Source organism: Sphingomonas zeicaulis (assembly GCF_050433225.1).
GTDB classification, from domain to species: Bacteria; Pseudomonadota; Alphaproteobacteria; order Sphingomonadales; family Sphingomonadaceae; genus Sphingomonas_D; species Sphingomonas_D zeicaulis.
Genome location: NZ_JBNPXQ010000004.1, coordinates 13,169 through 36,084 on the forward strand (window position 1 = coordinate 13,169; position 22,916 = coordinate 36,084).

24 protein-coding genes are annotated in these 22,916 nt (G+C 65.8%); 4 read left to right on the forward strand and 20 right to left on the reverse strand.

The features are described from left to right. Positions 1-50 precede the first annotated feature (50 nt). The 3 genes from FHS96_RS15250 to FHS96_RS15260 all read right to left on the reverse strand — a co-directional run bounded on the left by FHS96_RS15250 (position 51) and on the right by FHS96_RS15260 (position 1,303). Positions 51-383: an ogr/Delta-like zinc finger family protein gene (locus FHS96_RS15250; RefSeq protein WP_429593139.1), complete on the reverse strand. Its 333-nt coding sequence runs from the start codon at positions 381-383 to the stop codon at positions 51-53. Beyond that, entirely contained in the window at positions 383-871 is a 489-nt protein-coding gene (locus FHS96_RS15255; protein ID WP_429593142.1) for a hypothetical protein, read from the reverse strand. Before FHS96_RS15255 ends, FHS96_RS15250 begins: the two co-directional genes overlap by 1 nt. A 201-nt stretch (positions 872-1,072) precedes the next feature. Further along, a complete protein-coding gene (locus FHS96_RS15260) occupies positions 1,073-1,303 on the reverse strand; it encodes a helix-turn-helix domain-containing protein (RefSeq protein WP_429593144.1) in 231 nt (76 codons plus the stop codon). Between the two features lie 128 nt (positions 1,304-1,431). Between FHS96_RS15260 and FHS96_RS15265 the strand changes: the two genes are divergently transcribed. Together FHS96_RS15265 and FHS96_RS15270 are read left to right on the forward strand one after the other, a co-directional pair. Continuing rightward, on the forward strand, positions 1,432-1,812 hold the full coding sequence (locus FHS96_RS15265) for a helix-turn-helix domain-containing protein (RefSeq protein ID WP_429593147.1): 381 nt from the start codon (positions 1,432-1,434) through the stop codon (positions 1,810-1,812). A 378-nt stretch (positions 1,813-2,190) separates the two neighbouring features. After that, positions 2,191-5,205: a TrlF family AAA-like ATPase gene (locus FHS96_RS15270; RefSeq protein ID WP_429593149.1), complete on the forward strand. Its 3,015-nt coding sequence runs from the start codon at positions 2,191-2,193 to the stop codon at positions 5,203-5,205. Positions 5,206-5,617: 412 nt separating this feature from the next. Here the strand turns inward: FHS96_RS15270 and FHS96_RS15275 are convergent, their stop codons facing one another. The 9 genes from FHS96_RS15275 to FHS96_RS15315 all read right to left on the reverse strand — a co-directional run bounded on the left by FHS96_RS15275 (position 5,618) and on the right by FHS96_RS15315 (position 12,838). Next, positions 5,618-6,643, reverse strand: a complete 1,026-nt coding sequence (locus FHS96_RS15275) for a contractile injection system protein, VgrG/Pvc8 family (protein WP_429593152.1) — start codon at positions 6,641-6,643, stop codon at positions 5,618-5,620. Then, complete coding sequence (locus tag FHS96_RS15280; protein WP_429593155.1) at positions 6,643-7,017, reverse strand: phage tail protein; 375 nt, start codon at positions 7,015-7,017, stop codon at positions 6,643-6,645. Before FHS96_RS15280 ends, FHS96_RS15275 begins: the two co-directional genes overlap by 1 nt. Positions 7,018-7,020: 3 nt before the next feature. Then, positions 7,021-9,711 (reverse strand): phage tail tape measure protein, encoded by a 2,691-nt coding sequence (locus tag FHS96_RS15285; RefSeq protein WP_429593158.1) that lies wholly within the window; start codon positions 9,709-9,711, stop codon positions 7,021-7,023. 1 nt (position 9,712) lies between these two features. Continuing rightward, positions 9,713-9,829 carry a GpE family phage tail protein gene (locus FHS96_RS15290; RefSeq protein ID WP_429593161.1) on the reverse strand — a complete coding sequence of 39 codons (117 nt, stop codon included), beginning with the start codon at positions 9,827-9,829 and terminating at the stop codon, positions 9,713-9,715. An 8-nt stretch (positions 9,830-9,837) separates the two neighbouring features. Continuing rightward, positions 9,838-10,155, reverse strand: a complete 318-nt coding sequence (locus FHS96_RS15295; RefSeq protein WP_429593164.1) for a phage tail assembly protein — start codon at positions 10,153-10,155, stop codon at positions 9,838-9,840. Between the two features lie 47 nt (positions 10,156-10,202). Beyond that, entirely contained in the window at positions 10,203-10,712 is a 510-nt protein-coding gene (locus FHS96_RS15300) for a phage major tail tube protein (RefSeq protein WP_429593167.1), read from the reverse strand. A gap of 61 nt (positions 10,713-10,773) precedes the next feature. Then, positions 10,774-11,904 carry a phage tail sheath subtilisin-like domain-containing protein gene (locus tag FHS96_RS15305; RefSeq protein WP_429593170.1) on the reverse strand — a complete coding sequence of 377 codons (1,131 nt, stop codon included), beginning with the start codon at positions 11,902-11,904 and terminating at the stop codon, positions 10,774-10,776. Between the two features lie 11 nt (positions 11,905-11,915). Further along, positions 11,916-12,263: a GPW/gp25 family protein gene (locus FHS96_RS15310; RefSeq protein ID WP_429593173.1), complete on the reverse strand. Its 348-nt coding sequence runs from the start codon at positions 12,261-12,263 to the stop codon at positions 11,916-11,918. Then, positions 12,263-12,838 (reverse strand): phage baseplate assembly protein V, encoded by a 576-nt coding sequence (locus FHS96_RS15315; RefSeq protein WP_429593176.1) that lies wholly within the window; start codon positions 12,836-12,838, stop codon positions 12,263-12,265. The genes FHS96_RS15310 and FHS96_RS15315 overlap by 1 nt, the downstream gene beginning before the upstream one ends. 165 nt (positions 12,839-13,003) lie before the next feature. Here FHS96_RS15315 and FHS96_RS15320 point away from each other — a divergent pair, with 165 nt between their 5' ends. Then, positions 13,004-13,462 (forward strand): hypothetical protein, encoded by a 459-nt coding sequence (locus FHS96_RS15320; RefSeq protein ID WP_429593179.1) that lies wholly within the window; start codon positions 13,004-13,006, stop codon positions 13,460-13,462. 34 nt (positions 13,463-13,496) lie between these two features. Here FHS96_RS15320 and FHS96_RS15325 read toward each other — a convergent pair whose 3' ends face one another. Genes FHS96_RS15325 through FHS96_RS15345 form a run of 5 tightly spaced genes read right to left on the reverse strand, consistent with a single transcriptional unit; the run spans position 13,497 to position 20,537 of the window. Beyond that, positions 13,497-16,940, reverse strand: a complete 3,444-nt coding sequence (locus FHS96_RS15325; RefSeq protein WP_429593181.1) for a hypothetical protein — start codon at positions 16,938-16,940, stop codon at positions 13,497-13,499. A 4-nt stretch (positions 16,941-16,944) separates the two neighbouring features. Next, positions 16,945-17,433 (reverse strand): hypothetical protein, encoded by a 489-nt coding sequence (locus tag FHS96_RS15330; RefSeq protein WP_429593184.1) that lies wholly within the window; start codon positions 17,431-17,433, stop codon positions 16,945-16,947. A gap of 2 nt (positions 17,434-17,435) precedes the next feature. Then, the gene (locus FHS96_RS15335; RefSeq protein WP_429593187.1) at positions 17,436-18,914 is read right to left on the reverse strand and encodes a gp53-like domain-containing protein; all 1,479 of its coding nucleotides are present in this window, start codon (positions 18,912-18,914) and stop codon (positions 17,436-17,438) included. Next, positions 18,914-19,552 (reverse strand): phage tail protein I, encoded by a 639-nt coding sequence (locus FHS96_RS15340; protein ID WP_429593190.1) that lies wholly within the window; start codon positions 19,550-19,552, stop codon positions 18,914-18,916. Before FHS96_RS15340 ends, FHS96_RS15335 begins: the two co-directional genes overlap by 1 nt. Continuing rightward, the gene (locus FHS96_RS15345) at positions 19,545-20,537 is read right to left on the reverse strand and encodes a baseplate assembly protein (protein ID WP_429593193.1); all 993 of its coding nucleotides are present in this window, start codon (positions 20,535-20,537) and stop codon (positions 19,545-19,547) included. Before FHS96_RS15345 ends, FHS96_RS15340 begins: the two co-directional genes overlap by 8 nt. A 909-nt stretch (positions 20,538-21,446) precedes the next feature. Between FHS96_RS15345 and FHS96_RS15355 the strand changes: the two genes are divergently transcribed. Further along, a complete protein-coding gene (locus FHS96_RS15355) occupies positions 21,447-21,683 on the forward strand; it encodes a hypothetical protein (RefSeq protein ID WP_429593199.1) in 237 nt (78 codons plus the stop codon). A 37-nt stretch (positions 21,684-21,720) separates the two neighbouring features. On the opposite strand, the gene FHS96_RS15360 is transcribed toward FHS96_RS15355, so the two are convergent. The 3 genes from FHS96_RS15360 to FHS96_RS15370 are packed head-to-tail and all read right to left on the reverse strand — an operon-like array spanning position 21,721 to position 22,915. Beyond that, entirely contained in the window at positions 21,721-22,194 is a 474-nt protein-coding gene (locus tag FHS96_RS15360; protein WP_429593202.1) for a phage virion morphogenesis protein, read from the reverse strand. 2 nt (positions 22,195-22,196) lie between these two features. Continuing rightward, positions 22,197-22,706, reverse strand: a complete 510-nt coding sequence (locus tag FHS96_RS15365; protein ID WP_429593205.1) for a phage tail protein — start codon at positions 22,704-22,706, stop codon at positions 22,197-22,199. Further along, a complete protein-coding gene (locus FHS96_RS15370) occupies positions 22,706-22,915 on the reverse strand; it encodes a hypothetical protein (RefSeq protein WP_429593207.1) in 210 nt (69 codons plus the stop codon). Before FHS96_RS15370 ends, FHS96_RS15365 begins: the two co-directional genes overlap by 1 nt. Position 22,916: the final 1 nt, after the last annotated feature.

Below are 22,916 nucleotides of genomic sequence, written 5' to 3' on the forward strand. Positions count from 1 at the left end.
CGGCGGGGGCGGCGTCGTGAAAGCGGGGAGGTTGCCGGCGGGCGGGGCGATCAGCCCGTCTGCTTCAGATCCTCATCGTTGGCGGGCTTGGCCGTGGGGCAGGGCGGGGCGCCCGGCCCGCAGGCGAGCCGCCTGTCCGTATCATTAGCGGGGACCGGCGGAGCCGGCCGGCGGCGGGTAGCCGCCTGGCGCAGGTGGACGGTGGGATCCGGCCGTGCGCTGGGCGAAAGGGCATGGGTGATGGTGATCTCGGCGCCGAAGGTGGCGCCGCAGGTCTCATCCGAGCAGACGAGGTGCATCTGCCGATAGGTTGGCGTGATCGGCCGGCTGGACCGCACGCGAACCGTGGAGCGGCAGTGCGGGCAGGTGAGTCCGTAATGCATCAGCTAGGGTTCCCCCCCGGGACGGACGCTTCCCCGCCCTGCCGCAATGCCCGCAGCTGGGAGAGGGTTCGCGTCAAGGCGGCGATCGATTCTTCCGTCTCGCGCTCGGCGAGGATCAGGTCTGCCTGGCTGGCGCCGGCGGATGCGGCGGCGAGGCTGGCGGCGGTTGCCTCCCCGGTTTCCTTTGCGGCGCGGCCGATGGCTTGCAGCAGTTGCTGCCGGCAGGCTTCGGCGCCGGCACGTTCGACCTGCAGCTTGAGCGCATACCATTCGAAGAGCGGGAAGCCCTCGCCGCCGGCGGCGTGATATTCGAGATCGAGAAGGATGGCGGCATCGAGCGAGGTGCCGGCGCTGGTATCGGGATCGCTCCAGTCCAACACGGTGCGAGCGGATCTGCCGGTGACTTCACCACAGCGTTCCCAGGAGAGGGCGCCGGCGATACGGGTGAGAGCCAGTTGGGCGGTGAGCGGGGCGCGCAGCTTCGTCATGCTGCAAGCGCCTGAATTTCCGCTCTCCGGGCTCGGTCGCCATTAGACCCGGAGAGCGCGGCCGTGTGGGGGGCGGCCGTCGACCGGCGGAGGGCAACCGCCAGCGCGATACGAAATTGCGGAAAGGTTGCGGGATCGCAAAGGACGACAACACCCCGGCGGCGTAGACCGATGGGGGTAGTGGATTTGGCGATGGGCGGATCAATCATTGTCGGCGATCACATTCAGCGGCGCGGTTTTCAGTCCCAGCTTCGTCGCGATCGCATGCGATTTTCCACGTAGGCATGCGCGTCTACCGGTCAGGATATCCCGCAATAGGCTCTCGTCGCCGACATGACCGATTTCCCTTGCCAGATCAGCATACGACATGCCCGTCCTAACCATCCGTTGCCGCTGGGCGGTCACTGCTCGCGGATCGAGCGTGCGTCGCATGCGACCACTTCCATTTTGGAGGCTTATCGACTCGCTTGGCATATGCGATTGACCAGAATTGCGACAAAGTGCGACTTGAATGATCGGAATTGTGCTCAGTGTCAAGCCAAGTGATCGGAATACCGGTCATGCCTTCGCCGTGGGCTGACCGCATCCGCTCTGAAAGGGCGCGTTGTGGCCTGAATCAGGCGGATTTCGCTCGCGCTGGCGGTGTGGCGCGCACAAGCCAAGTCGCCTATGAAAACGGCGGAACGCCACCGACGATCGCATATCTCCTGAAGTTAGGAGAGATTGGTGTGGACCCGGTATATATCCTTACCGGCCGCCGCATGGATTTCGCTTCGGATCGCTTGGACGGAGAGTTGGCGGCATCATTCAACGCTCTCGATGAAGAGCAGAAGGCAATCCTGCTTCGGCTTGCCCAAATGTTAGCAGCGGCAGGCCACGCCGCCTCTGAGCCAGACACGCGCCTCTCTGATCAGGAAGGCCAGCAGATAAAGCGTCGTTAAGACTGCGCGCCGGCGTTGGCAGCCGCCGGCGTGGCGCACGCACCCGCAGTTCTCCGCCCAACCACCCAGTCGGGACGGTTGACCGCGCGTGAACCACAGGGGAAACGCGCCCCGCGTATTCCCTTTCGGTATTTTATTCAGCAGGCCGCCCGACCTGATTAGGCCGAGATGCCTATGGTTCACCGCGCGATTGCGGGCCGAGCCTCACGGTCAAGATCGGGTCGGCGAGACGGGTGTAAGCGGAGCGCCGTAGCTTGTCCACCGGAGAGCGGTTTAATCCAAATCGGATCGGAATGGTGCTGGTGCGACGGCAGCGGACGCGCGAAGTCGACTTCGGGTAGAAGCTGCGCAGGCGGCCTACAAAGATCTGGGGGGATCATGACTGACCAATCCGACGCGGACGCTCGCGGCTCACTTTGGCGCAAATGGGACTTTCAGGTTCATACGCCCGCGTCTCACCTGAATAACCAGTTCGGGTCAGATTGGGACGGCTATGTGCAGAAGCTGTTCCGAACGGCAATCGCCAAGGACATCTCGGCGATCGCGCTGACCGACTACTTCACCATCGACGGCTATAAGCGCGTGCGCCTAGATTACCTCGACAAGCCGGACAAGCTCGCGGATCTGTTCACTCCCGAAGAGATCGTCGCGATCCGCAATATCCGCGTCTTCCCGAACGTAGAGTTCCGGCTCAACAAGATCATCGACAACAGCAATCGCGTGAACGCTCACGTCCTGCTTTCGGACCAGTTGGCGATCCGCGACATCGAGGAGCATTTCCTCCACGACCTCGAATTTACCAATGAGGCCGAGCCTCAAGCCACCGCTCAGAAGCGCAAACTCAAGATCGACAATCTGACGGCGCTCGGCTCCCGTCTAATGGAGGAGCATACGAGCTTTCGTACGGACGGCGACGCCCTGTTCGTCGGAATGAAGAACGCTGTGGTGGACGACGACGCCATTCTCAAGGCGCTCGCTGACCGCCGGTTCAAGGATAAGTTCCTATTTTGCGTCGTCTCAGACGAAGATCTGCCCAAGCTCAAGTGGGACTCGCAGTCGCATCACACTCGAAAGGTACTGATACAGAGGTCGGACGCCCTCTTCTCGGGCAATCCAAAGACGCGATCGTGGGCGCTTGCCCAATCTCCGTATGCGGAAAGCGAAACGCACTTCATCAAGGAGTTCATGAGCCTCAAGGCCTGCCTGCACGGCTCAGATGCTCATGGGCCCGACGAGATCGGTCATCCGTGCGCCCAGCGCGGCAAGCAGACCCACACCTGCGACCCTCAGGTTCCCGAGGCATGCGAGCTTCGCTATTGCTGGATTAAGGCGGACGCGACGTTCGAGGGCCTTCGGCAGATCCTCCACGAACCCGCAGCCCGCGCCTTCATCGGCCCGAGCACGCCCGACTATCACGATGAAGCTAGGACGCTGTCGTCGGTCAGCCTATCGAATGGCCAAGGCTGGTTCGCCGACGCGGAGATACCGCTCAATCCCGGGATGGTTTCGATCATCGGTCAGAAGGGATCGGGGAAGTCCGCGCTGGCAGACCTGATCGCCTATGCCGCCGGGTCTTGGATCAATGACGACGACGGTTGCTTCCTGCGGCGGGCCGATCCGCATCTCGACGGGCTGACCGTCACACTCAACTGGGCGGACGGAGCGACGACGACGGAGACTGTCGGTGAACCGCCGTCAGATGCGAAATTGGTCCGCTACTTGTCCCAGAACTACGTCGAACGGATCTGTGCCCGCGACGGAGTGACCCGCGAGCTCGTGCGAGAGATCGAACAGGTCATCTTCAGCTATCTCGATCCCGTCGACACGCTGAACGCCTCAAACTTCGCAGAACTGCGGGCGCTAAAGACCATGACCGTCGCCGCCGAAAGCGAGCGACTTAAAACCGAAATCGACACCATCATTCGCGACGAGTTTATCATCCGCGACCTGCAGGCCAAGCTCCCGGAAAAACGCACGCGTTTGCAGACGCTCAAAACCGAGCGGGACGGCCTGACCAAGCAGATTCCGGCTCCCGCCTCGGAGGCCGAGCGAAAACTGTTGGCCGACCTGCAAGCTAAGCGGGAAGCGCTCACCGCTGTCCAGCAGAAGGCCGGCGCCGAGAAGCAGGCGATCCAGCGGTTGGCCGATTTGGAGACCCGTGTGGACGCATTCGGTCTTGTCATGGAACGGTTCTACGATGAGCTAAAGGTGGCGTTGAAGGAGGCCGGCATCCCTGAAGCGGAGTGGGCGGCGTTCAAACCCGGCTTCGCCCACGACTATCGCAAGCCGCTGCGCGAACGAGATGCGGTGATCCGGCACAACCTTTTGGCGCTCGAGGGCGGCGATCCGCCGGCCGACGGTACGATCCGGAAGATCACGGCCGAGATAGCGGACCTTTCCAAGCAAGAGCTGACGGACAAGGCGCGGCAAGAGCGAACACGCCAGATCCAGGTCCGGATCGCCAATATCAATCTGGAGATCGGCCGGCTCGAAGCCGAGATCGCAACGACAGAAACCGAAGAAGCGCCGCGACTTGAGGGCGTCCAGACACGCCGTCTGGATGCCTACCAAGCCTACTTCAGCAACCTAGCTAAGGAACAGGCCGTTCTGCAGGCGCTCTACGAGCCAATACGCGACCAGCTCGACGAACGCGCCCTGCTCAAGGGCAAGGATCTGGAGTTCGCGATCCGGTGGACGGCTAATGTCGACGGCTGGCTGTCCCGCGGTGAGGTCCTATTCGACCAGCGTAAGACCATTCCATATGGGTCCATCGACGCTTTGGCGAAGGCCGCTCGCAAGGTGCTCCTGCCCGCTTGGACCTCAGGCGATGACAAGAAGGTCCGCGACGCTCTAGACAGTTTCCTCCAGCCTTTTCGCGACGGTCGCGCGCCGCAGACTTACCTGCGGACCAACGTCACGACAAAGGATCTGATGTCTTGGATCTTCGAGGTAGACCATATCACGCTCGACTACGGTCTAAAGTTCAACAATTCCGAGCTCGAAAGCCTTTCGCCCGGTACCAAAGGCATCGTGTTGCTGATCCTTTATCTCGGCTTGGACGTGAACGACACGCGGCCACTGATTGTCGATCAGCCGGACGAGAACCTCGACAACGAGTCGATCTATGCATTGCTAACGCCATATTTCCGGACGGCGAAGATCCGGCGCCAGATCATCGTAATCACGCATAATCCGAACCTGGTCGTGAACTCGGACACCGAGCAGGTGGTGATCGCGACGGGCGAGAAGCAGGAATCGGGCTTCCCCTTAATTCACTACGTAAGCGGGGCGTTGGAGAACCCGGCAGTACGGCAGCAGGTCTGTAACATCCTCGAGGGCGGCAACGAGGCCTTCCTTAAGCGCGATCGGCGCTACGCCATCCCGCGGCGCTGAACGTGCGAACGTCCGACGAACAGAAGTCGGGTTTCAGTGCCATCGCGATAAGACCTCGCTCGCTTCGGGCGGCCTTGCAGCCGCTATGCCAGACGTCATCTACAATTCAGGAGAAAATCTTCGCGTGCCCTGCTCCCTTGCCAGGCCATAGGCGTCCAGGATCGGAAGGGCCGGAGGTCTGCAATGAGTCAGGTTGAGAATAGACCCACGGAACCGGATTTATGGCTTCTTCGCTCCGTCTCGCCCAGAGCAGCCATGCCGGTTTCGGCCCAATCCTCATCATTCCCCGATCAACGTCTGACGCAACTCTCTTGTCCGCTTCAGCCGAAAGCCGACGTTCGCCGCCGGACCTGCGAACGACGGCTTCGCCTCATTGCAAGACGTTCCGGCCTTATCGTTTCTCGCGAGTTACTTAACCAGCAGTTTCCAATCTCAGCTCGGAGGTGAAGCCGCCTTGTCCATCGAGCCGGTGCGTCACTTCACTGATGAGCCATTTCGTGCCGTCGATCTCCGGCTTGAAGCCGGCGACGGCGACACCGCGATCGGGGTAAAGATCGGCTTGGCCAAGCGCCAGTTTGAGCGACAGCTCGGCGCCCTTGCGGGCGATGCGCTTATTCTCCGCCTCGGCCGCGGCTTTCGCATCGGCCTCGTTGGCATAGACCTTCTTCAGCCGCTTGCGCTTGCCTTCGCCGCCGGCGCCCACCGTCTTGCGCTCGGCCGCGTCCTGGTCGTGATAGCGCGCTTCCGCGCCGTCATATTTGTCGCGCTCGGCGAGGCGCCAGGAATAGCCGTCGCCCAGGCTGCGACGGATGGTGGCAGTTGGGATTGGCTTGCCGGTGCTGGTGGTGGCCTTGCCGGTGGGCGAGAAGATCAATTTACCGTTTTTAACCGTGGCGATCGCGTCATGCTTGCGGCCGAGGGCGCGGACGAGCGCCATGTCGCTGCGGCCGTCCTGGGCGAGCACCGGCACGGCGATCGACGCCAGTTCGGGCGCGATCATCGGCTGCAGGTCGTTGCGGCCGGCGATCTCGGTGACGATCGCGCCGACGGTGGTGTCCTTCCAGCTCTTCTCCTTGCGGATCCGATAGTCCGAGGTGAAGTCGGCCGAGCGCGCGCGGATGGTGATGATGTCGGGCGGGCCCGACCATTCGGCCTCGTCGACCTTGAAGCTGCCCTTGTTGACGACGCCGACGCGGACATCGCGGCCCTGCGCCCAGCCGATCGCCACCGAGATTCGCGCGCCGGTCTTCGGGATCGCCATGGCGCCGTCATGGTCATGAACGACCAGCTCGAGCGTGTCGGCCTCGCCGCCGCGCTTCTCCGATAGCGAGAGCGACAGCAGGCGCGGGGCGATGCGATCGGTGAGATCGCGGCCATCAAGCGTCACGCTGAAGGCGGCGATGTTGTTGATCGCCTCGGGCGGCGGCGCACTGGCCATCAGTCGACGCGCCGCAGGGAGATGGTGAAGTCGAGCAGCTTGGGCACGCCGCCGGCGATGAAATGGCTTTTGCGCTCGTCGATGTCCTCAATGATGAAATCGCCATGCACCACGCCGACGCCGTCGACCAGCGGCCAGGCTTCGCCGGTGGCGGCCATGTCCTTCAGCTCGACGACCGAATCGAGGTTGCCGGCGACCTCCATCGGGATCGTGCCGGAAAGCGTGATGGTCTCGTCACCGGGGCCGAGGAACTGGTTGGCATCGCGCGCGCCGAAGCGCGGCGATCGGCCGTGGCGATAGGAGGTGCGCTGCTGCTGCTCGTTGAAGGGAAGGGTCGGCAGCTCGAAAACGAACATGCCCAGGCTCATCAGCATCGATCAATCCTCATCGTCATAGCGCGACCGCTGCGCAGCCGCCTGCTGCGCCATCAGCTTTTCGAACTCGGCACGCACTGCGGCGGCGAAGCTGTTCGGATCCTGCCCGGGCTGGGTGGCAATACTGATCGCCACGGTGCCGATGGTCACGCCAGCACCACCGCCACCGCCCGCGCCGGCGCCGGCGCCGCCGGCGGCTGCAGCCCCGCCGGCGGCGAACGGCTTCGATCCGGCGGCCACCGCGGACTGCAGCTCGCCGGACAGCCTGGTCATGCGCTGGACGGGCGCGACGGCGCCGCGATCGAGGCCGATCGCCAGGCCATCGGTGATATGGCCGCCATGCGCCATGAAGACGCGGCTGGGCGACTTGATGCCAAGCGAGGCCGCAAAGCTGGCCCCGACCTTCTCGGCGACGCCGGCGACGGTTTTCAGCAGCGTGCCGACCATCGAGAAGATGCCCCGGATCAGCCCGCCGACGATGTCCACGCCGAACTGGAAGAATTTGCCGACCAGGCCGGCGAGGAACGCCTGCACCGCCAGCCAGGGCTGGATGATCGGCTGCAGGATGCCCGACATGTAGGTGACCACTGACATGACGGCGCCCTTGATGCGCCCCCAATTGTCGATGATCTTCTTCACCACCCACATGATCACCGCCACGAACGGCATGAAGATGACCACGGCGCCGAGCAGGATGTTGCGGATCCGCTCCCAGTTCGACGTGATCGCCAGTTTGATCTGGTCCCAATATTTCCAGATGAAATAGGCGGCGACCGCGATCGCGGCGACGATCGCCACGATGATCAGGATGACGGGGTTGGCGAGCATCATCGCGCCGGCGGACATCAGCGACCGGCCGAGCAGGAGGAAGCCGTTGCCGAGCAGCGGCAGCAGCCTGGTCGCCAGCGTCCGAATGGCGGGCCCCAGCTTGCGAAGCTGCGGCCCCAGCCAGGTCAGGAAGGCCTGAAATCGAGGGCTGTTGCGAAGGAAGGTGGAAACCGCGCTGAAGCCCTTGCCGAGGCTTCCCAACGCGCTGATCGCGGGGCCGAGCACGGTGCCGATCGCACCAGCGGCGATAGCAAAGGCGACGAAGCCGGCGACGACGTGCATGATCGTCGAAGCCAGCTCGGGATTGGCATCCATCCAGGCGGCAAGCGACGTCGTCCAGCGTTCCGCCGCATCGAGCAGGTCGTTGAGCGTGGGCAGCAGCACGGTGCCGGCGATAACCTGCAGGCGCTCGAAGGTTGCCGCCCATTTCGCGGTGGCCAGTTCCCCGGATCCAGCGCGGCGCGCGAAGTCCTGGTCGACGGTGCCGCTCGCCTGCTCGGCCGCCGCGCGGATCTTCCGATACTCGTTCAGGTTGGCGATCAGCGGGCGAAGCGCGGCCTGGACCTGGGCGTCGCCGAACAGATAGCTCAGCTTCGACATGTCGCCCTTGGTGGCCTGGTTGGTCAGCTCGGTGATCGCCTCGAGCGGCGTCTTGCCTTCCTTGTAGGCCTTCTTCAGCTGCTTCGGCAGGTCGATGCCGAACTTCTTGAAGTTGTCGACGGTGTCCTTCGCGTTGATCTTGTTCAGCAGGTTCTGGACGTTGTTCGCCGCGGTCGCGGAATCGCCGGCGCCCTTGCGCGCAATCTGCAGCGCGGCCGCCAGATCCGCGACCGCGGGCACGCCCTTTTGCCCCAGGCTCGCCGCGGAGGCGGTCAGCGCCGGGAAGTATTGCGCCATGTCCTTCAGCTCGAACGCGCCCGACTTTCCGGCGGCCGTCATGACATCGAGCATGCGGGCGGTCTCGCCGACCGGCACCTTCAGATTGTCGATGCCGGCATAGCTGGCGTTGGCGAGATCCTCGATCGAGGCGCGGGTCGCGGTGGCCGCCTTGCCGATCGGCTCGATGATCTTCACCGCGGCCTGCGGGTCCAGGCCGGCGCCGGCGAGCTGGTCGACGCCCTGGCGAAGATCCGAGGGCAGCTGCGCGACCTTGGGCCCGATCGCGGCGATCGCCTTGCCCAGGCGCACCGTCTCATGCTCCGACAGGTTCGTCTTGAGCGCGATATCGGTCATCGTCGCGCGATACTCGGCCGCCTTGTCGACGGCGTCCTTCAGCGGAACGCCCACCGCCAGGCCGGCGCCGAGGGCGCCGACACCGAGGCCGGTCACGGTGCTGCCGGCGTTCTGGACGTTGGAGAGGGTCTGCTGCGTGCGCTGGTTGCGCGCCATCTCCTCGCGCTGGCGCTGCAGCGAACGGGTGGTGTCGGTGATGCGGCGCTCGAGCAGCTGCTCGCTGCGGCCGAGATCCGTGACATCTACGCCCGTCGCTTCAAGGCGACGCGAGAGCTGCTGCAGTGCTCGGCCTTCCTCCTCGAATTGGCGCTCGAGCGCGACCGCCGTCTTGCGGGCATTCTCCATTGCCCGCGCCAGCTTCTTGCTACCGGCGTCGGCGCCCTCCTCGGCCGCAGTCAGCCGCTCGAGGCGCTTGCGGACATCCTCGAGCTTGGCGCCCGTCGAGCGCAGCTTCGCTTCCTGGTCGCGGAAGCCCTTGAGGTTGGATTGGGCGCGCTGGAGCTGCTGCAGCTCCTGGCGGGTGCCGGCGATATCCTTGCCGGTGCGGCGGGCGCCGGCACCCATGGCGCGCATCGGCGCCGTCAGCTTGTCGAGCGCCGCAAACTTGACCAGGAGGGCGAGGCGGCGATCCATGTCACTTCTTCTCCGCTCGCGCCCTCGCGCGTTCGTGCCACGCCATCAGCTCGGCGAGCCCCATGGCGTTCATTTCGGTCAGGCTGAGTCCGGGAAGGATGGCGAAGATGTTCGCCATCGCATCCTCTATTGAAGCTGGGAGCTTGCCTCCGTTCTGCGCCGCTTCGTCAGCAAAAAATCCGCCATCTCGCCGGCGATCTCGAAAAGGTCGGCGGGGCTCAGCTTGTCGACATCGGCGACGGTGAGGGTCGGCATGGTGATGCGCGGCAGCAGCTTGCGGATCTCGTCCACGTCGAGCTGGCCGAGGCGGGCGAGCGACAGGCCGCGCAGCTCGCCGGCACCGGGCTTGCGCAGCTGCAGGAGGCCGATGACGGTCTCGCCCTGCTTGATCGGTTCGTCCAGCTCGACGGTGCGGATGCCGGGGGTATCGTTGGGAGTGTCCATGTGGCTTTCCTTCGAAGGGTCGTGCTTTTGGGTGCGCCGGCGTCGGCTCAGATTCCGAGCGCCTCACGCTGCAGGGCGAGGATGTCGACGCCGTCGACGATGAAGATCATGTTGAGGAGATCGATCTCGATCTCGACCACGCCGTTGACGCGCAGCGCGTAATAGACGCAGCGGGTGGTGACGTTGAACTCGGTATCCTCGCCCCCGGTGGCCTCGCCGGGCTCGATCTCGCTATGACGGCCGCGGATGACGATCTCGACCGCGTCGACGGCGCCAGTGTCGTCGCGCTGGTAGGCGCCGGCGAAGCGCAGGCCGACCGTGCCGACACCGACCGCGCCATATTGGCGCAGGATCGGCAGCATGAAGCCGCCATAGGTGTGTTCCAGCTCGATCGGCTCCTGGCCGAGATCGACGCCGACCGCGCCGTCCATGCCGCCGCCGCGCCAATCCTCCATGGTGCGCGACAATGTGGGCAGGGTGACGGTCTTCACTTCGCCCAGGAAGCTGGTGCCGTTCTGGAAGACGTTGAGGTTCTTGAGCTTGCGGGGAAGCGCCATGGCTTAGGCTCCGGACGATGGAAGGGGGGAAGGGGGCGGGGCTTGGGGGAGGGCGGGGCGCTCAGACCTCAGTGAGGCTGGAATAATAGCGGTCGGTGATGCGCTGGTTCAGGCCGATGTCTTCCGCCGGCGCGCAGGGCGTGAAGTCGTAGTCGATCACGATCTTGCCCGCGGCCAGGTTGCCGGCCGGGTTGAGCGTCGGATCCAGCCAGGCCTTCGCGCCGATCAGGCGGCCCTGCGCCTGCAGGCTGCGGAACTCGGCGTTGATCGTGTCGAGCATGTCGGTCGCCAGGCCCTTGGTGATCGGCTTGTCGACCGCCCAGATCAGCCCGCTCGCGATCGAGTCGCGCAGCACCTGCGACGTGCGCACCGCGGATTCGAAGGCGAACTTGGGCTCGTCGCTGCAGGTGCGGTTGCCCCAGAAGCGATAGCCGTTGTGGCGGATCATCGTGGTGACCGGGGCATTGTTGAGGACGCCGGCGTCGGTGGTGGCATCCTGCAGATCGAAGAAGACATCCTTCGACATGCCGCTGACGCCCTTCACCGCGACATTGGAGAGCGTCTTGTGCCAGCCGGTCTCCTCATCGATACGCGCGCGGGTGCCGAGCGCGACGGCGACGGCCTGGCCGGCGAAGCCGCTGAAGTCGGGATAGAGCAGCATCAGCTCGCGATCGCCGAACTCGCCGCGATAGGTCACCGCCTCGGTGACGGTGTCGGCATCGTCGCAGCCGGCATAGACGAAGCCGCGCAGGCGCTTGGCCGCGATCGTCATCGCTTCGGTCACCGCCTGGACGTCGAGCCCGGGGGCACCGAGGATCCGCGGGCGCACGCCGATCTGCGCCTCGGCCGCCAGCAGCGCCTGGATGCCGGTGTAATCGCCGCCGGTGGTGGCGCCGATCACGTTGGTGGTGGTGGCGGCGGCATCCACGCCCTCGGCCACGCGGATCACGACGATGATCGGGCTCGCCTGGTTGGCGATCGCCTCGAGCGCATCGCCGAGGGTGCCGGCAGCGCCGGCCTCGCCCAGCGCCGCGCGCACGTCGGTGATCAGCACCGGCTTGTTGAGCGGGAAGAGGGTGGCATCGGCATCGCTGCCGGTTGCGACCAGGCCGATGACGCCGCTCGCCACCTGGACGATCTCGCGGGCGCCCTCGACGGGCTCATTGACGAAAATGCCGTGACGGACGGGCATGAGGCAAACTCCTAGAAGCGCAGCGGGACGGTGAGGGTGGCGAAGCGGTTGGGGGCGGCGACGTCGGTGCGCTCGCCCTCGAGGGTGAGCTTGATCTGCCCGGGCGCGACCTGGTCGACCGCAACCCGGGTGAGGCGCAGCCGCGGCTCCCAGCGCTTCAGCGCGATCGCGGTGGCCGCGTACATCCGCAGCCTGGTCGCGGCGTTGAAGGGCGCGTCGATCAGCTCGAACAGCAGCGAGCCATAGTCGCGACGCATGACGCGCGTGCCGATCGGCGTGGTGAGGATGTCCCTGATCGACTGGACCAGGTGCTCGATGCCGTCGAGGGCTGCGCCGGTGGCGGCGTTCATGCCGCGCATCAGACCGCGGCTCCCGTCTGCGCGGCGCCGGCGGTGACGCCGCTATGCCTGTGCTGCTTGAGGCTGGTGCCGTCCGCGACGACGTCGCCGGTGGCGGTGATGTCGCCCTCGACCGACAGGTTGCCCTTGATCGTGACATCGGCCTCGATGGTGACGCCACCCGGGGCGACGATCTTCACCGTCGCGCCGGCGGGCAGCACCGCCTCGAGCGCGTGCGCCTCCGGATCATAGGCGATCACGGCACCGTCGCCGAACTGGATCAGCTCGCGCAGGCTATTGCCCGCCTCGGGATAGGCGGCGCAGCTCACGCCGAGCAGCGCGACGCCGGCGGCGACCTCGCCCTCGGGGCAGAGCAGCATGACCTGCTCGCCGGCAGTCGGAGGCGACCAGGTCTTGGTTGCGCCGGCGCGACCCGCCGCCCAGCGAATGGGGCCGGTGGTGACGTCGCCGGCTTCGACGGTGATACGGCCGGCCGCAAGATCGACGGAGGCGACGCGGCCGAACCGGATCATTTCACCGGTTTCGCGATCGTTGCTGTCGGGATCCTCGCGGCCGCGCATGGTGCCTGATGTCACTCCTCATCGTCCGCCCACCGCGGGCGTAGGGATGGAGCATCGTGGCGAGATGAGAGCAGGAAGGCGCGGGGATGATGTTGTTTCGATTAGCGATACAACAGCGTGTCTGCGGCCGCCGTTTCCGGCGCCGGCCTCTTGGCTAGATACTGGATGGGATTTTAGGCGATGGGTTGGGAATTCGAAATCCTGAAAGTCTGCGTACAGGGCGGCGTTGGGGTGCTCGTCGCCTGGTTCACAGTTCGAATCGCTCTTTCCCGATACAAAAGGGAGAGAACTTGGGATCGCCAATTAACGGTCTTTGCGGACGCAATATCCGCTCTTAACGATATGCAGACTGTAACCAATCTCTGGATCGAGAACATAGAAAATGGTCACCAATTTTCTGATGAATATATGAGGTTGCAAGGGGAGAGGTACATGGCGGCGAAACGACGGCTCAGCGAGTCGTTCGGAATCGCCTCTGTTATGCTTTCTAATGATGTTGGAGAAATGCTTCGAAAAGTATATATAGATATTGAAAGAATTAATTGTCCCGATGCGTACCATGCTCACAGGATGGAATACGATATCGTTCAACCTGTTCTTGATCAGATGATTGTGAAGGCCCGCGTGTCGCTGAAATGAGCAGGGCTGGCATATCTTTGCCGTCGAAAAGCAATCAACCCGCGACCGGATAGGCCGTCATCGACGGCTGCACGCAGATCCCCGGCGCACCGGTGATCGCCTCGGGGAGATCCTCGTAGAGCATCTTGTTGAGGCAGGCGTCGTTGGCGGCCGCCCAGTCGGCGCCCGACCAGGCAAAGGGGCCGCCGGCGAGCACGCGCGCCTTGAGGCCGGCAACCCGCCACGCCGGATCGGTGATCGTCACCTCGACCATGTCTGCCGGCAATGCGCCGCCGCCCGTTGGATTGACGATAGCGCTGTGCTTGCTGCGCGACCAGGTCACCCCGTCGCGTGACAGCTCGATACAGGGGGTGACGTTGCCGGTGCCGTCGCCCGAGCGCAGCCGGCCCATGTTGGGCAGGCTGACGCTGAAGCGGAACTTCGCGCGCGTGCCATCCGTGAAGGCGAAGTCGTTGCGCACTGCGGGTTCGCCGAAGGACGCCAGGCCCTGGCACTTGGCGAGCGACAGCGCGATCTGGCGACCGAAGCGGACCTTGCCCTGCAGGCTCTCATCGGGGTGGTAGGTGTCCGGCAGCGCCAGGTCGATCGCATCGACGCCGATCGGATAGCCGCGATCGCGTGCCCACTTCTTGCCGCTCTCGCGCGCGGCGCCGACGCCGCCCTGCTTCACGCCCTCGACATAGCCGGCGCCGACGGTGCCGTCATAGTCGAACGGCCCGCCGGCGCTGGTGGAGTTGTGGCGGGTCGGCGGCATGTAGAAGATCGGGGTGCCGCCGCCGAAGATGCTCATCAGGCTGCCGATCGTTTTGGTGGCGCCGCGGATCGCCTTCATCGCAACCGGCGCGCCGGCGGTGCCGACGCCGGCGGCGGTCTTCGACAGGATGTAGGTGCCGGTGCCGCCGGTACCGGTGCCGAGGATCTTCACATACATGCTGGCATCGCCCTGGGCGCCGCCGGTAATGATGATGCGATCGCCGATCTGCAGCTGCCCCTGGCTGATCGCGGTGACGGTGAGCGTCGCGGCACTGCCGGCGCTGATATAGCCGGTGAAGACGGGATCCACGCCCGGCTGCTCGACCATGCCGATGACCGAGACCTCGCCGGTCGGGTCGCTCGGCGCCACGCCGGCGGAAAGAGTGTAGGTGCCGGCGCCGCCGGCGCCGGAGCCAAGCGCGGTGATCTTCGTGTCGAGAGGCGTCTGCCGGCCGCCATTCTCGTAGAGGATCCGGATCGTCGAGCCGAGCTGCAACGTGCCGCGGACAACATCCGTCACCGTCATCGTCGTGCCGGCGAAGGTGGCACGGCCGAAGAAGTGCTGTGGCACCGCATAGGCATAGGGACCGCGGCCGAGGAACATGCCCTCGAGCATGGTCGCACCGAAGCGGCCGCCCTCGTCGGTCAGATCGGTGTGCCAGCCCATCAGCACGCCGGAATAGTCCGGTGTGCCGCCCATCTCGATCAGCGCCTTGTACTGCGCCCACATGCCGGTGGCGTAGTTGTTGGGATAGAAATCCTCGAGCAGGTCGACGGGGCCGGTGCCGCCCTGGGCGGCGACCACAAGCTCGAAGGGCGCGTCCACCCATTTGTTAAGCTCGTTGGCGAGCGCCTTGTACTGGTCGGCACCGAGGCGCTGGCCGAGCGGCTCGACCGTGACATAGGGTGCCAGGTTGAAGCTGTAGTAGGAGGTGCCGTTGACGACGAGGTTGGCGGGCAGGCCGGTATATTGCACCTTCTGCGCGACCGCGCTGATGCCGTTGGCAATCTGCGACTGGCCAAGGATCGCCCATTTATAGCCGGCGGCCCAAAGCCCAGCCTCGAGGAAGCTGGTGCTCGTCTCGCCCTGCTTCGTGCGCAGGCGCACCTCGGCGAGCGTCCAGTCGGTATGCTTGGGGGCGGTGATCCAACCCGCCCAGCTCGTATTGTCGAGCGGCATCAGCACCGGCACAGCGCTGGCGCCGGTTAGGCCGGGGCAGTTGGAGAAATCGAGGTTGATCGCCGAATAGCCCGAGCCCGGCGCATCGACATAGATCGCGGACACCGCGCCATTGTTGACGACGAAGCGGCCCGCGGCGCCGGTGCCGTTGCCGGTGATGATCAGGTTGTAGGTGCCGGTGGCGCCGCCGGTGCCGCCGACGCGCGAGGAATAGCCCTGCCAGGATCCGCTGACCTCGACCGAGGTGACCGGCGTCCAGTCCTTCACGATCGTGCCGTTGCGATCGATCAGGCGGACATCGACGAAGCTCGCCTCGGTCGGCCAGCACCGCCCCGAGATCGGCCGGCGATAGACGCGCTGGCCGGGGCGCAGGCCGTAGATGTAGCGGGCGCGCGGCGCCGGATTGATCGTGGCGGTGCCGCTGCCCTTGCTGAAGAGATCGCCGCCGGGGCTGTAATGACCATGCGGCACGCAGGGCTGCGAGGTGTCGGCGGTGCACAGCGGATCCTTCGCGAAGGACGCGGCCGAGGTGGTGAGCTTGCGCAGCCATTTGATCGCGGCCACGCTGATGACGGTGGTCGGGTGCGCGCCGGTCTCGATCGCCTGCAGATCGGCGTTGGTGACCGCCTCCTCGGCATAGAAGGTCAGGCCATGGCTCATCATGGAATAGCTCATGGTGAGCGGCTGGGCGACATTGGCGGCGGTGGCGTCGTTGACGATCAGCGCGCCGATGCCGAACATGCTGGGCGTGGTGCCGCTGGTCGCATGCTGGGTGATCGAGGCGTCGGCGTTGGTGACGCTCAACTCAGACGAGAAAGCGGCATTGTCGGTGCCGGTGCCGACGAGGATCTCGCCGGTGACCAGGTTGCGGACATCCAGCCGCCACACGCCCGCGACCTTGTGGAGCGCGACGCCGATGCGGCGCCAGGTGATCGGCACCTGCCGGCTCCAGACGTCGACAACCTTGCCGCTGCCGCCGTTCAGATACCAGCGGAAGCGGCGCTGCTGGCGCCGAAGCGCCTCGTTGGAGCCGGAGGTTGCGGTGTAGTAGCGCAGGCTCCAGCCGAGGCCGGTGGTGGCGCAGCCCTCAAGATACATCTCGACCGGCGGATAGAGGCGATCGTCCTTTTCAAGCGCGCGATACATGCAGCCATCGCCGATGAAGCGGATGATCGGCGTCGAGCGGTTTCCGAAGCTCTGGGTCAGGAAGCCGCGCGCGCCGACGTCGGTGACGTTGATGTCGCCTTCCTGCTGCGGGAATTGCGACGCGTTGTCATAGGGCCAACGGATGCTGCCGCCGGTGACGCGGGTGGCGGAGAGCACCTGCTGCGCGGCGGCGGCCGCGGCTTCCGCCCACGCCTGGCTGGCGCTGACCTTGCCGTCGAGCGTGACATTGGCCGCGGCGATCGCGCCGTCGAGGACGCCGACCGAGGCACCGAGCAGCAGCGCCCAGGGCGCCTTTTTCAGCAGGCCGTCCTGCAGGATGGTGAGCAGGTCGCCGGCGCCGATCGCCTCGGCGGAAAGCAGTTCGGAAATTTTCGCCATGGTGTCAGCCCTTCGGCCAGTGGTGGTCTGCCGCGATCTCCAGCGCAGAGATCTGGCGCGCGCTCATGACGGCGATCGCCGCCTCGAGGCGGTTGGAAGCGGCGCGGATCGCGTCGATCTGCAGCCGGCGGACGAGCGCCTCCTGGACGTCGACCGCGTCGCTATCGCCACCGGTCAGGACGGTGACGGCCATCAACGCATTGTCGTTGCTCTGGCGCTCGAGCGAGGCGACGGCGAGGATCCGCTTGCTGGCCTCGGTCGCAATCGCGCGGCTGGCCGCGGTGCGGCGCTCCTCGAGCGTCGGCGCCCTGGGCGCGATCGCATAGGGGCGACCGTCGCGCGCAGCCGCGATCGTGCGGCCGCCGGCCTGCAGCTCGAGCAGCTGGGCATGGCGGCGCGCGCTGACCGTCACCGCATCGCCGGGGAGGCTGGCCGGCGGATGCAAGGCGGCGTCGTAAAAGAGGCCAGTGGAGGGGCTGAAGCGGATCGTCATCGTCACATCCCCAGCGCGATGAAGTAGCAGGAATCGGGCGAGTTGTTGGCGCTCTGCACCTGGAACTGCCCGTTGTTGGGCGGCGGCATGACCGGCGCTGGCCAATTGTCCTGCGCGTTGGTGTTGTTGTCGCTGGTGCCGTTCGCCACCACGGCGAAGAAGGCGTTGGGAAAGGTGATCGGCAGGTTGACGGTGGTGCGGCCGTTCGCCTGGGCGGTGAAGCGCCCCCACTGGATGATAAGCCCGCCGCCGCCGGGGATCCGGTGATAGCCGTTCTGCGACATCTGGCGCGAAAAGGAGGCGAGGCTGACAGGGGTCACCGCACGATCATCACCCCAACCATTCTCGGTATCCCAGCCGCTCGCCTTGTTGACATTGATGGCGCGATGGTTGGTCAGGTCGCCGCCGCCGGTCGCGAGGCCGCTGCCGGTGATCGTGATGTGCCGATAGGCGCGCGCGACGATCTCGTTGAGCACCGACGACAGCGCGGCCGGCGTCACCGCGCGATCGTCGAACTGGCCGGCAAGCGCCTCGGCCGCGCTCGCCTTCAGCACCTGCAGCTGGCGATCGGCCGCGAGGTTGCCGCCGCCGGTGACCAGGCCGCCGCCGGTAATGTTGCGCGTCGTCGGTACCGCGCCGAGATCCGCGGGCGTGAGGGTGACGGCGCCCGTCTTGTTGTTGACGGAGAGCACCGGCGCGCCTGGCGACAGGAACTCCACCCAATTCGCCAGCGTCGTCGCCGGCAGCGCGGTCAGGATGTAGGTTTTCGAGATGTCCGTCCGAATCGCGAAGTCGGCGACCGAGGCGGCCAGGCCGAGCATCGCCGCCTGGTCGGCGACGACGAAGACATCGATCGCATCGAAGGCGGGGAGCTGCGACGGCGACACCTTGCCGTCACCGCCGAGCGTGGCAACGCCATTGGCCACCGCGCGCTGGGCGAGGGGGATGAACTGGGCGAGCAGGGGCGCGAGCTGTGCCGGCGTGATGATGGACTCGTCATCGGTACCGGCGGCCGCCTCGGCGGGTGTCGCCAGGCGCGCGACGCCGGCGCGAATCCGCGTCGCCGGCGGGTTGAGGAAATTGGCATTGCCGAACTGGATCAGCTCGGCCTGCCCGGGAAGCAGCTTGATATCGGTGGCGAGCAGGAAGGTGGCGACCGCGGCCTTTTCGAAGATCGGCTCCGCCTGGGCGTAGGTCGCGAACAGCGTGCCATCGGCCAGGTAGAGGCCGAAGCCGCGCACGGTGTAGGTTCCGGCGCTGCCGTCGCGGGTGACGATGTGCACCGTCGAATCGTCGACCGCTTCGCCCGACACCGAATCGAGCCGGCCGAACTCGCCGGGCAGCTCGGTCAGCGTCGGCGACGCGATGAACGCCTCGGCGGTGAGGCCGACCTCGGCGATGGTGATGGCGGCGGTACCGCCATTCTCGGCGTCGACGATCGCCGACAAGCCGTCCTGGGTGAGGGTGAGGGTCAGCGGCATCAGGTGTCGTTCTCGATGAAGGAGCCATCGTCGAGCTGCAGGGGCTCGCCGGTCTCGGTCTGCAGGAGATCTTCCCAGGGGACGGCCGGGTCACCGGTGAAGAGGTTGGCGCGGATCCGCGTCTCGCCGGCGACGCGGCCGGCGCCGACCAGGAACATGCTGGCCTCGGCGCGCAGCTCCTGGACGAACTCCATGTGCGAGCGCAGCGGCTTGATGCGGTTGATGTCGCGCACGATCGCCGAGGCGAAGGCCGCGGTCGCGCGATCGCCGCCGGCGGCATCGAGCGGCAAGGTGACGTTGAAGCTGTGGATCGGCGCCGGCGGCGACTGCTCGAACCATTCGGTGAGGGTCAGCAGCGCGTCGAAACTCTCGAGCACCTGGTCAATCGAGCGCGGCGTGCCCTTGTGGCGCTGCATCTCGATCGAGCGCGCGACTTCGTGCCGTTTCTCGGCCGTCGTCCAGTCGGGCGACCAGCGATCGATGGAAAGCGCCCAGGCAAGCCAGGGCAGCAGCTCGGGCGGGCAGGTGGCGGGGTTCCACAGCGTCTGCAGCGGGATCGGCACGTCGCCGGCGCGCGCGATCGCGGCGTCGACGGCGCGCTCGTAGCGCGTGGCATTGGGTGGCAGGAGATCAGGCAAGGATCGCCACCGTGAGCGCGATGTTGGTGCACCAGGCCGCCTGCGTTTCGTCGGCGACGACGTCGGCCGCCGGCTGCAGGATCTCGACGCGCTGGACGCCCTCGACATGGAGCGCCGCGTAGATGCCGCTCAGCGTCGGCGGGCGGCCGAGGAAATGGCAGAAGTCGACATAGGCCTGCAGCTTCACCGCCGCGGCGTCCTGGACGATCGTTGGATCGGGCCCGGCGAAAATGTGGATCGTCGCGTCGATCTCGTAATCGACGATCGTCGCCGACTGGACCTTCACATAGTCGGTCAGCGGGCGGACGGGGCGGCCGTTGACGACGGCTTCGACGGTTTCGAGCAGCTCGGGCGCCGCCGTGCCGTCCTCGTCGCGCGAAAGGACGGTGATGATGACCTCGCCAGGCCAGGTCGCGGCCGACATCGCCGCATCGATCGCGGCGATCTGCTCAGGCGTTCCGCCGGCGCCGGCGAGCGCATCGATCGCGATCGCCTTGATATCGTCGGGCTTGGGGCTGGTGGCGGTGGCGTCCAGGACGTCGCCGGATGCCGACTTGGCGTGGAAGACATAGGCCAGCTCGGGGCCGGCGACGCTGAAGCTTTCCGGCGCCAGCACAACCCGGGCGCGCAGCGCATCGTCCGATTCCATCACCGCCGCGGCGCCCGTTAGCGGATCCGCTTCCTCGAGGACCAGGCGCGTGACGCCAACCAGGACGGCGAGCTGATCGAGATCCGCGCCGCGCGCGAAGGCAAGCATCAGGCCGCGCGCGCGATCGTTGAAATTCTGGCGGACCAGCAGCTCGCGATAGGCGGCCACCTGCAGCAGCTTGTAGACTGGGTCCGATTCGACGTTGGCGGAAAAGGTGATGTCGCGCGCGCCGAGCTCCGCGATCATCGCGGACAGGATCTCCTCATAGCTCAGCTGCTCCACCACCGTGGGCGGTGGCAGGCGAGAGAGATCTACCGCGGTCGAACTGGTGGACATGGGGCGGCATGTCGCCGCGTGATGCAGGAGCTAGCTATGACGCGCTGTTGTGTCGGCGCACGATACAACAGCCGCCGGCCGCGCAGGCGTTAAGTGCGTGCGCACGTTCCATACGACAGCAGCGATCGGGTGCCGACTAAAGGCCCGCTGCTGGATGCGACATCGAAGTTAGATCGTCCTTCCGAGGAGTGTGTTAGAAGGCGCGGATGACAGGGGATGAGTTTGTTGCGCGGGAACGTCCCGAGCCCGAGTATCATGGTCGGTGGGGGCTGATCTCACTCAAGGATGGGACTTGGGTGCCGATAATATATCGCAACGAGCGGGACGCGTTGCGCGCTGCGGCAATAATGAACGGGCGTGCCGCCCCCGATTTCCCGTCCTAAGCCGCCGGGGATTTCATTCATCGTCTCGTTTGGTCGCGGCAGCGCGCAATTCGGTTGCACCCGTAGTCATGCCGGCGCGGGAATTGGGGTGGCAGAATTACCAGGCCGCTGACCGTATTACCCTTTTGTCATTTGACATGAATGTGAGCAGCGTTACGGGTCGGGGCTCATCGGAGATGGGGGTCGCCGAGTGTCGCTCAGATGCAAGCTTTTCGGCCACAAGGCCGACCGTGGCGGTGCGCGCCATGACAATCAGGATTATTGGACCAGGTGCGTCCGATGCAATGCCCGGCTGATCCGGGATATCGACGACTGGCGAGAGCCCACCAACCGCGAGGTACTCGATCACGAGTTCAACATCGCGTCGCAAAGGGCCGACCGCGGGCAGCGTGACGCTGAAACAACCTGACGTTGCCCGGCGGGCATCTGTCACCCGCCGGGCACCGCTTGCTGCCCCACGCAGCATAATGATGTTGCGACTGTAACTACCGTTTCACCATTCCGGATTTCTTGTGGAGTTTGTTCGATGGCTTCCGGTGTCAATCCGCAAGTGTTGGACCCGCTTGATCCGCTTCCCGATGGGCCGCTATCTCATCGGGAGCTGCTGTTGTTGGCGAGCGCGGTGGTGCAGCGGCGCGACTGCAACCAGTTTATCGAGCAGCGAGTGCGTTTCCTTGTCGTGACCGGCGATCCTGCAGGGGTAATGGCCTGGAAAGCGATCGCCGCCAAAGTGGTTGAGATCCGGAACGCGCCCGCGGCGTGACCTCTTGCGGGCACTTCGCGCCGTGCCGCTGGCGGCGCTAGGCTGTTTCGAGCTGATCCAGGATGAGCTTCATTACCGCATCGATATCCTCCTGCGGCAGGCCGAGCACCCGGCGTTCCGGGTAGGTTACCTCGGGCGCACCGGCTTCAGGCGAGACGCGGCCGCGCAGGCCGTAATGATGCACGGCCATGATCCGGCCGGCCGATCCGAGGAAGCCAATCTCGACCTGGTCGGCGCCGACCTTCACCTTCAGGTGCTTGGTGCCGGCGGCGCGCAGGAACATCTTGCGCCGGCGCGACGCGGCCTTGCGGACGCCCTTGCCCTGCAGCTGGCGCAGCTTCCGCGGCTCGAAAGGCTTGCCGTCCGGATCGACCTGGTCGCGGATCCGCTGGGCGTTGCGCTTGCGCAGCTCGGTGCCGACGCGGCGGGCGAGCTGGCGGCGCTGAGCGGGGGCGAGCTGCTCGGTGAGGTTGGCGATCAGCTCCTCGAGCTTGGCGAGATCCTCGGCCATGGTCAGGCCGACGGCGGATCGAGCGGCACCGGCGGCAGCACCTGCTCATCCTGGACGAAGATCTGCGATAGCGGGACCGGGGGCTCGACGCCGAGGAAGCCGGGATCCTGGACGGGTGGCTCGGCCGACACGACCAGGTCGTAGCCGCCGGCCTGCCGCGGCGTGCAGCGGATCGCCTCGGTCAACTCCAGCTCGAGGAGGATATCGACGCAATCGGCGTCCAGGACGTCGACGCGAAACTTCACCGCCTCATTGCCGGTATCGTGGTTCTGCAGCAGCTCGGGCTGCTCGACGCGCAGCCAATTGACGATCGCCAGCATCAGCCGGTTGGGATCGTCGGCGAAGTCGAGCAGCAGGACGCTCAGTTGATAGCGATATTCCCAGCTTGGCAGCACCGCGAAGCGCGCCGCGATCGAGCCATTGTCGATCCACACGCGCAGCTTGTCGGGATCCCGCCCGAGTTTGGGAAAGGCCGCGGCGATCGCCGCGCGCAGCAGGGCAGGCTTGCGCATCAGTTCGCCGGCGAGCAGCTGCCCGGGGCGTGCCAGTCAGCCAGGCGATCGAGGCGCGCGGCATTGGCGGCGAAGGCGGTGGCGAAGCGGATCATCGCGGCGCGGATCGGCGCCGGCACGACCGCCCAGGCCGCCTCGTCGGCGGGAAAGCCTTCGGGGCGTTCGGCGCAGGCGAGCAGCTCCGCCGGCGGCCGATTTTCGACCTTCACC

Coding starts and splice junctions, on each gene's coding strand:
- FHS96_RS15250 (WP_429593139.1), bottom strand. CDS start 383: ATGCATTACGGACTCACCTGCCCGCACTGCCGCTCCACGGTTCGCGTG.
- FHS96_RS15255 (WP_429593142.1), bottom strand. CDS start 871: ATGACGAAGCTGCGCGCCCCGCTCACCGCCCAACTGGCTCTCACCCGT.
- FHS96_RS15260 (WP_429593144.1), bottom strand. CDS start 1,303: ATGCGACGCACGCTCGATCCGCGAGCAGTGACCGCCCAGCGGCAACGG.
- FHS96_RS15265 (WP_429593147.1), top strand. CDS start 1,432: ATGCCTTCGCCGTGGGCTGACCGCATCCGCTCTGAAAGGGCGCGTTGT.
- FHS96_RS15270 (WP_429593149.1), top strand. CDS start 2,191: ATGACTGACCAATCCGACGCGGACGCTCGCGGCTCACTTTGGCGCAAA.
- FHS96_RS15275 (WP_429593152.1), bottom strand. CDS start 6,643: ATGGCCAGTGCGCCGCCGCCCGAGGCGATCAACAACATCGCCGCCTTC.
- FHS96_RS15280 (WP_429593155.1), bottom strand. CDS start 7,017: ATGCTGATGAGCCTGGGCATGTTCGTTTTCGAGCTGCCGACCCTTCCC.
- FHS96_RS15285 (WP_429593158.1), bottom strand. CDS start 9,711: ATGGATCGCCGCCTCGCCCTCCTGGTCAAGTTTGCGGCGCTCGACAAG.
- FHS96_RS15290 (WP_429593161.1), bottom strand. CDS start 9,829: ATGGCGAACATCTTCGCCATCCTTCCCGGACTCAGCCTGACCGAAATG.
- FHS96_RS15295 (WP_429593164.1), bottom strand. CDS start 10,155: ATGGACACTCCCAACGATACCCCCGGCATCCGCACCGTCGAGCTGGAC.
- FHS96_RS15300 (WP_429593167.1), bottom strand. CDS start 10,712: ATGGCGCTTCCCCGCAAGCTCAAGAACCTCAACGTCTTCCAGAACGGC.
- FHS96_RS15305 (WP_429593170.1), bottom strand. CDS start 11,904: ATGCCCGTCCGTCACGGCATTTTCGTCAATGAGCCCGTCGAGGGCGCC.
- FHS96_RS15310 (WP_429593173.1), bottom strand. CDS start 12,263: ATGCGCGGCATGAACGCCGCCACCGGCGCAGCCCTCGACGGCATCGAG.
- FHS96_RS15320 (WP_429593179.1), top strand. CDS start 13,004: ATGGGTTGGGAATTCGAAATCCTGAAAGTCTGCGTACAGGGCGGCGTT.
- FHS96_RS15325 (WP_429593181.1), bottom strand. CDS start 16,940: ATGGCGAAAATTTCCGAACTGCTTTCCGCCGAGGCGATCGGCGCCGGC.
- FHS96_RS15330 (WP_429593184.1), bottom strand. CDS start 17,433: ATGACGATCCGCTTCAGCCCCTCCACTGGCCTCTTTTACGACGCCGCC.
- FHS96_RS15335 (WP_429593187.1), bottom strand. CDS start 18,914: ATGCCGCTGACCCTCACCCTCACCCAGGACGGCTTGTCGGCGATCGTC.
- FHS96_RS15345 (WP_429593193.1), bottom strand. CDS start 20,537: ATGTCCACCAGTTCGACCGCGGTAGATCTCTCTCGCCTGCCACCGCCC.
- FHS96_RS15355 (WP_429593199.1), top strand. CDS start 21,447: ATGGCTTCCGGTGTCAATCCGCAAGTGTTGGACCCGCTTGATCCGCTT.
- FHS96_RS15360 (WP_429593202.1), bottom strand. CDS start 22,194: ATGGCCGAGGATCTCGCCAAGCTCGAGGAGCTGATCGCCAACCTCACC.
- FHS96_RS15365 (WP_429593205.1), bottom strand. CDS start 22,706: ATGCGCAAGCCTGCCCTGCTGCGCGCGGCGATCGCCGCGGCCTTTCCC.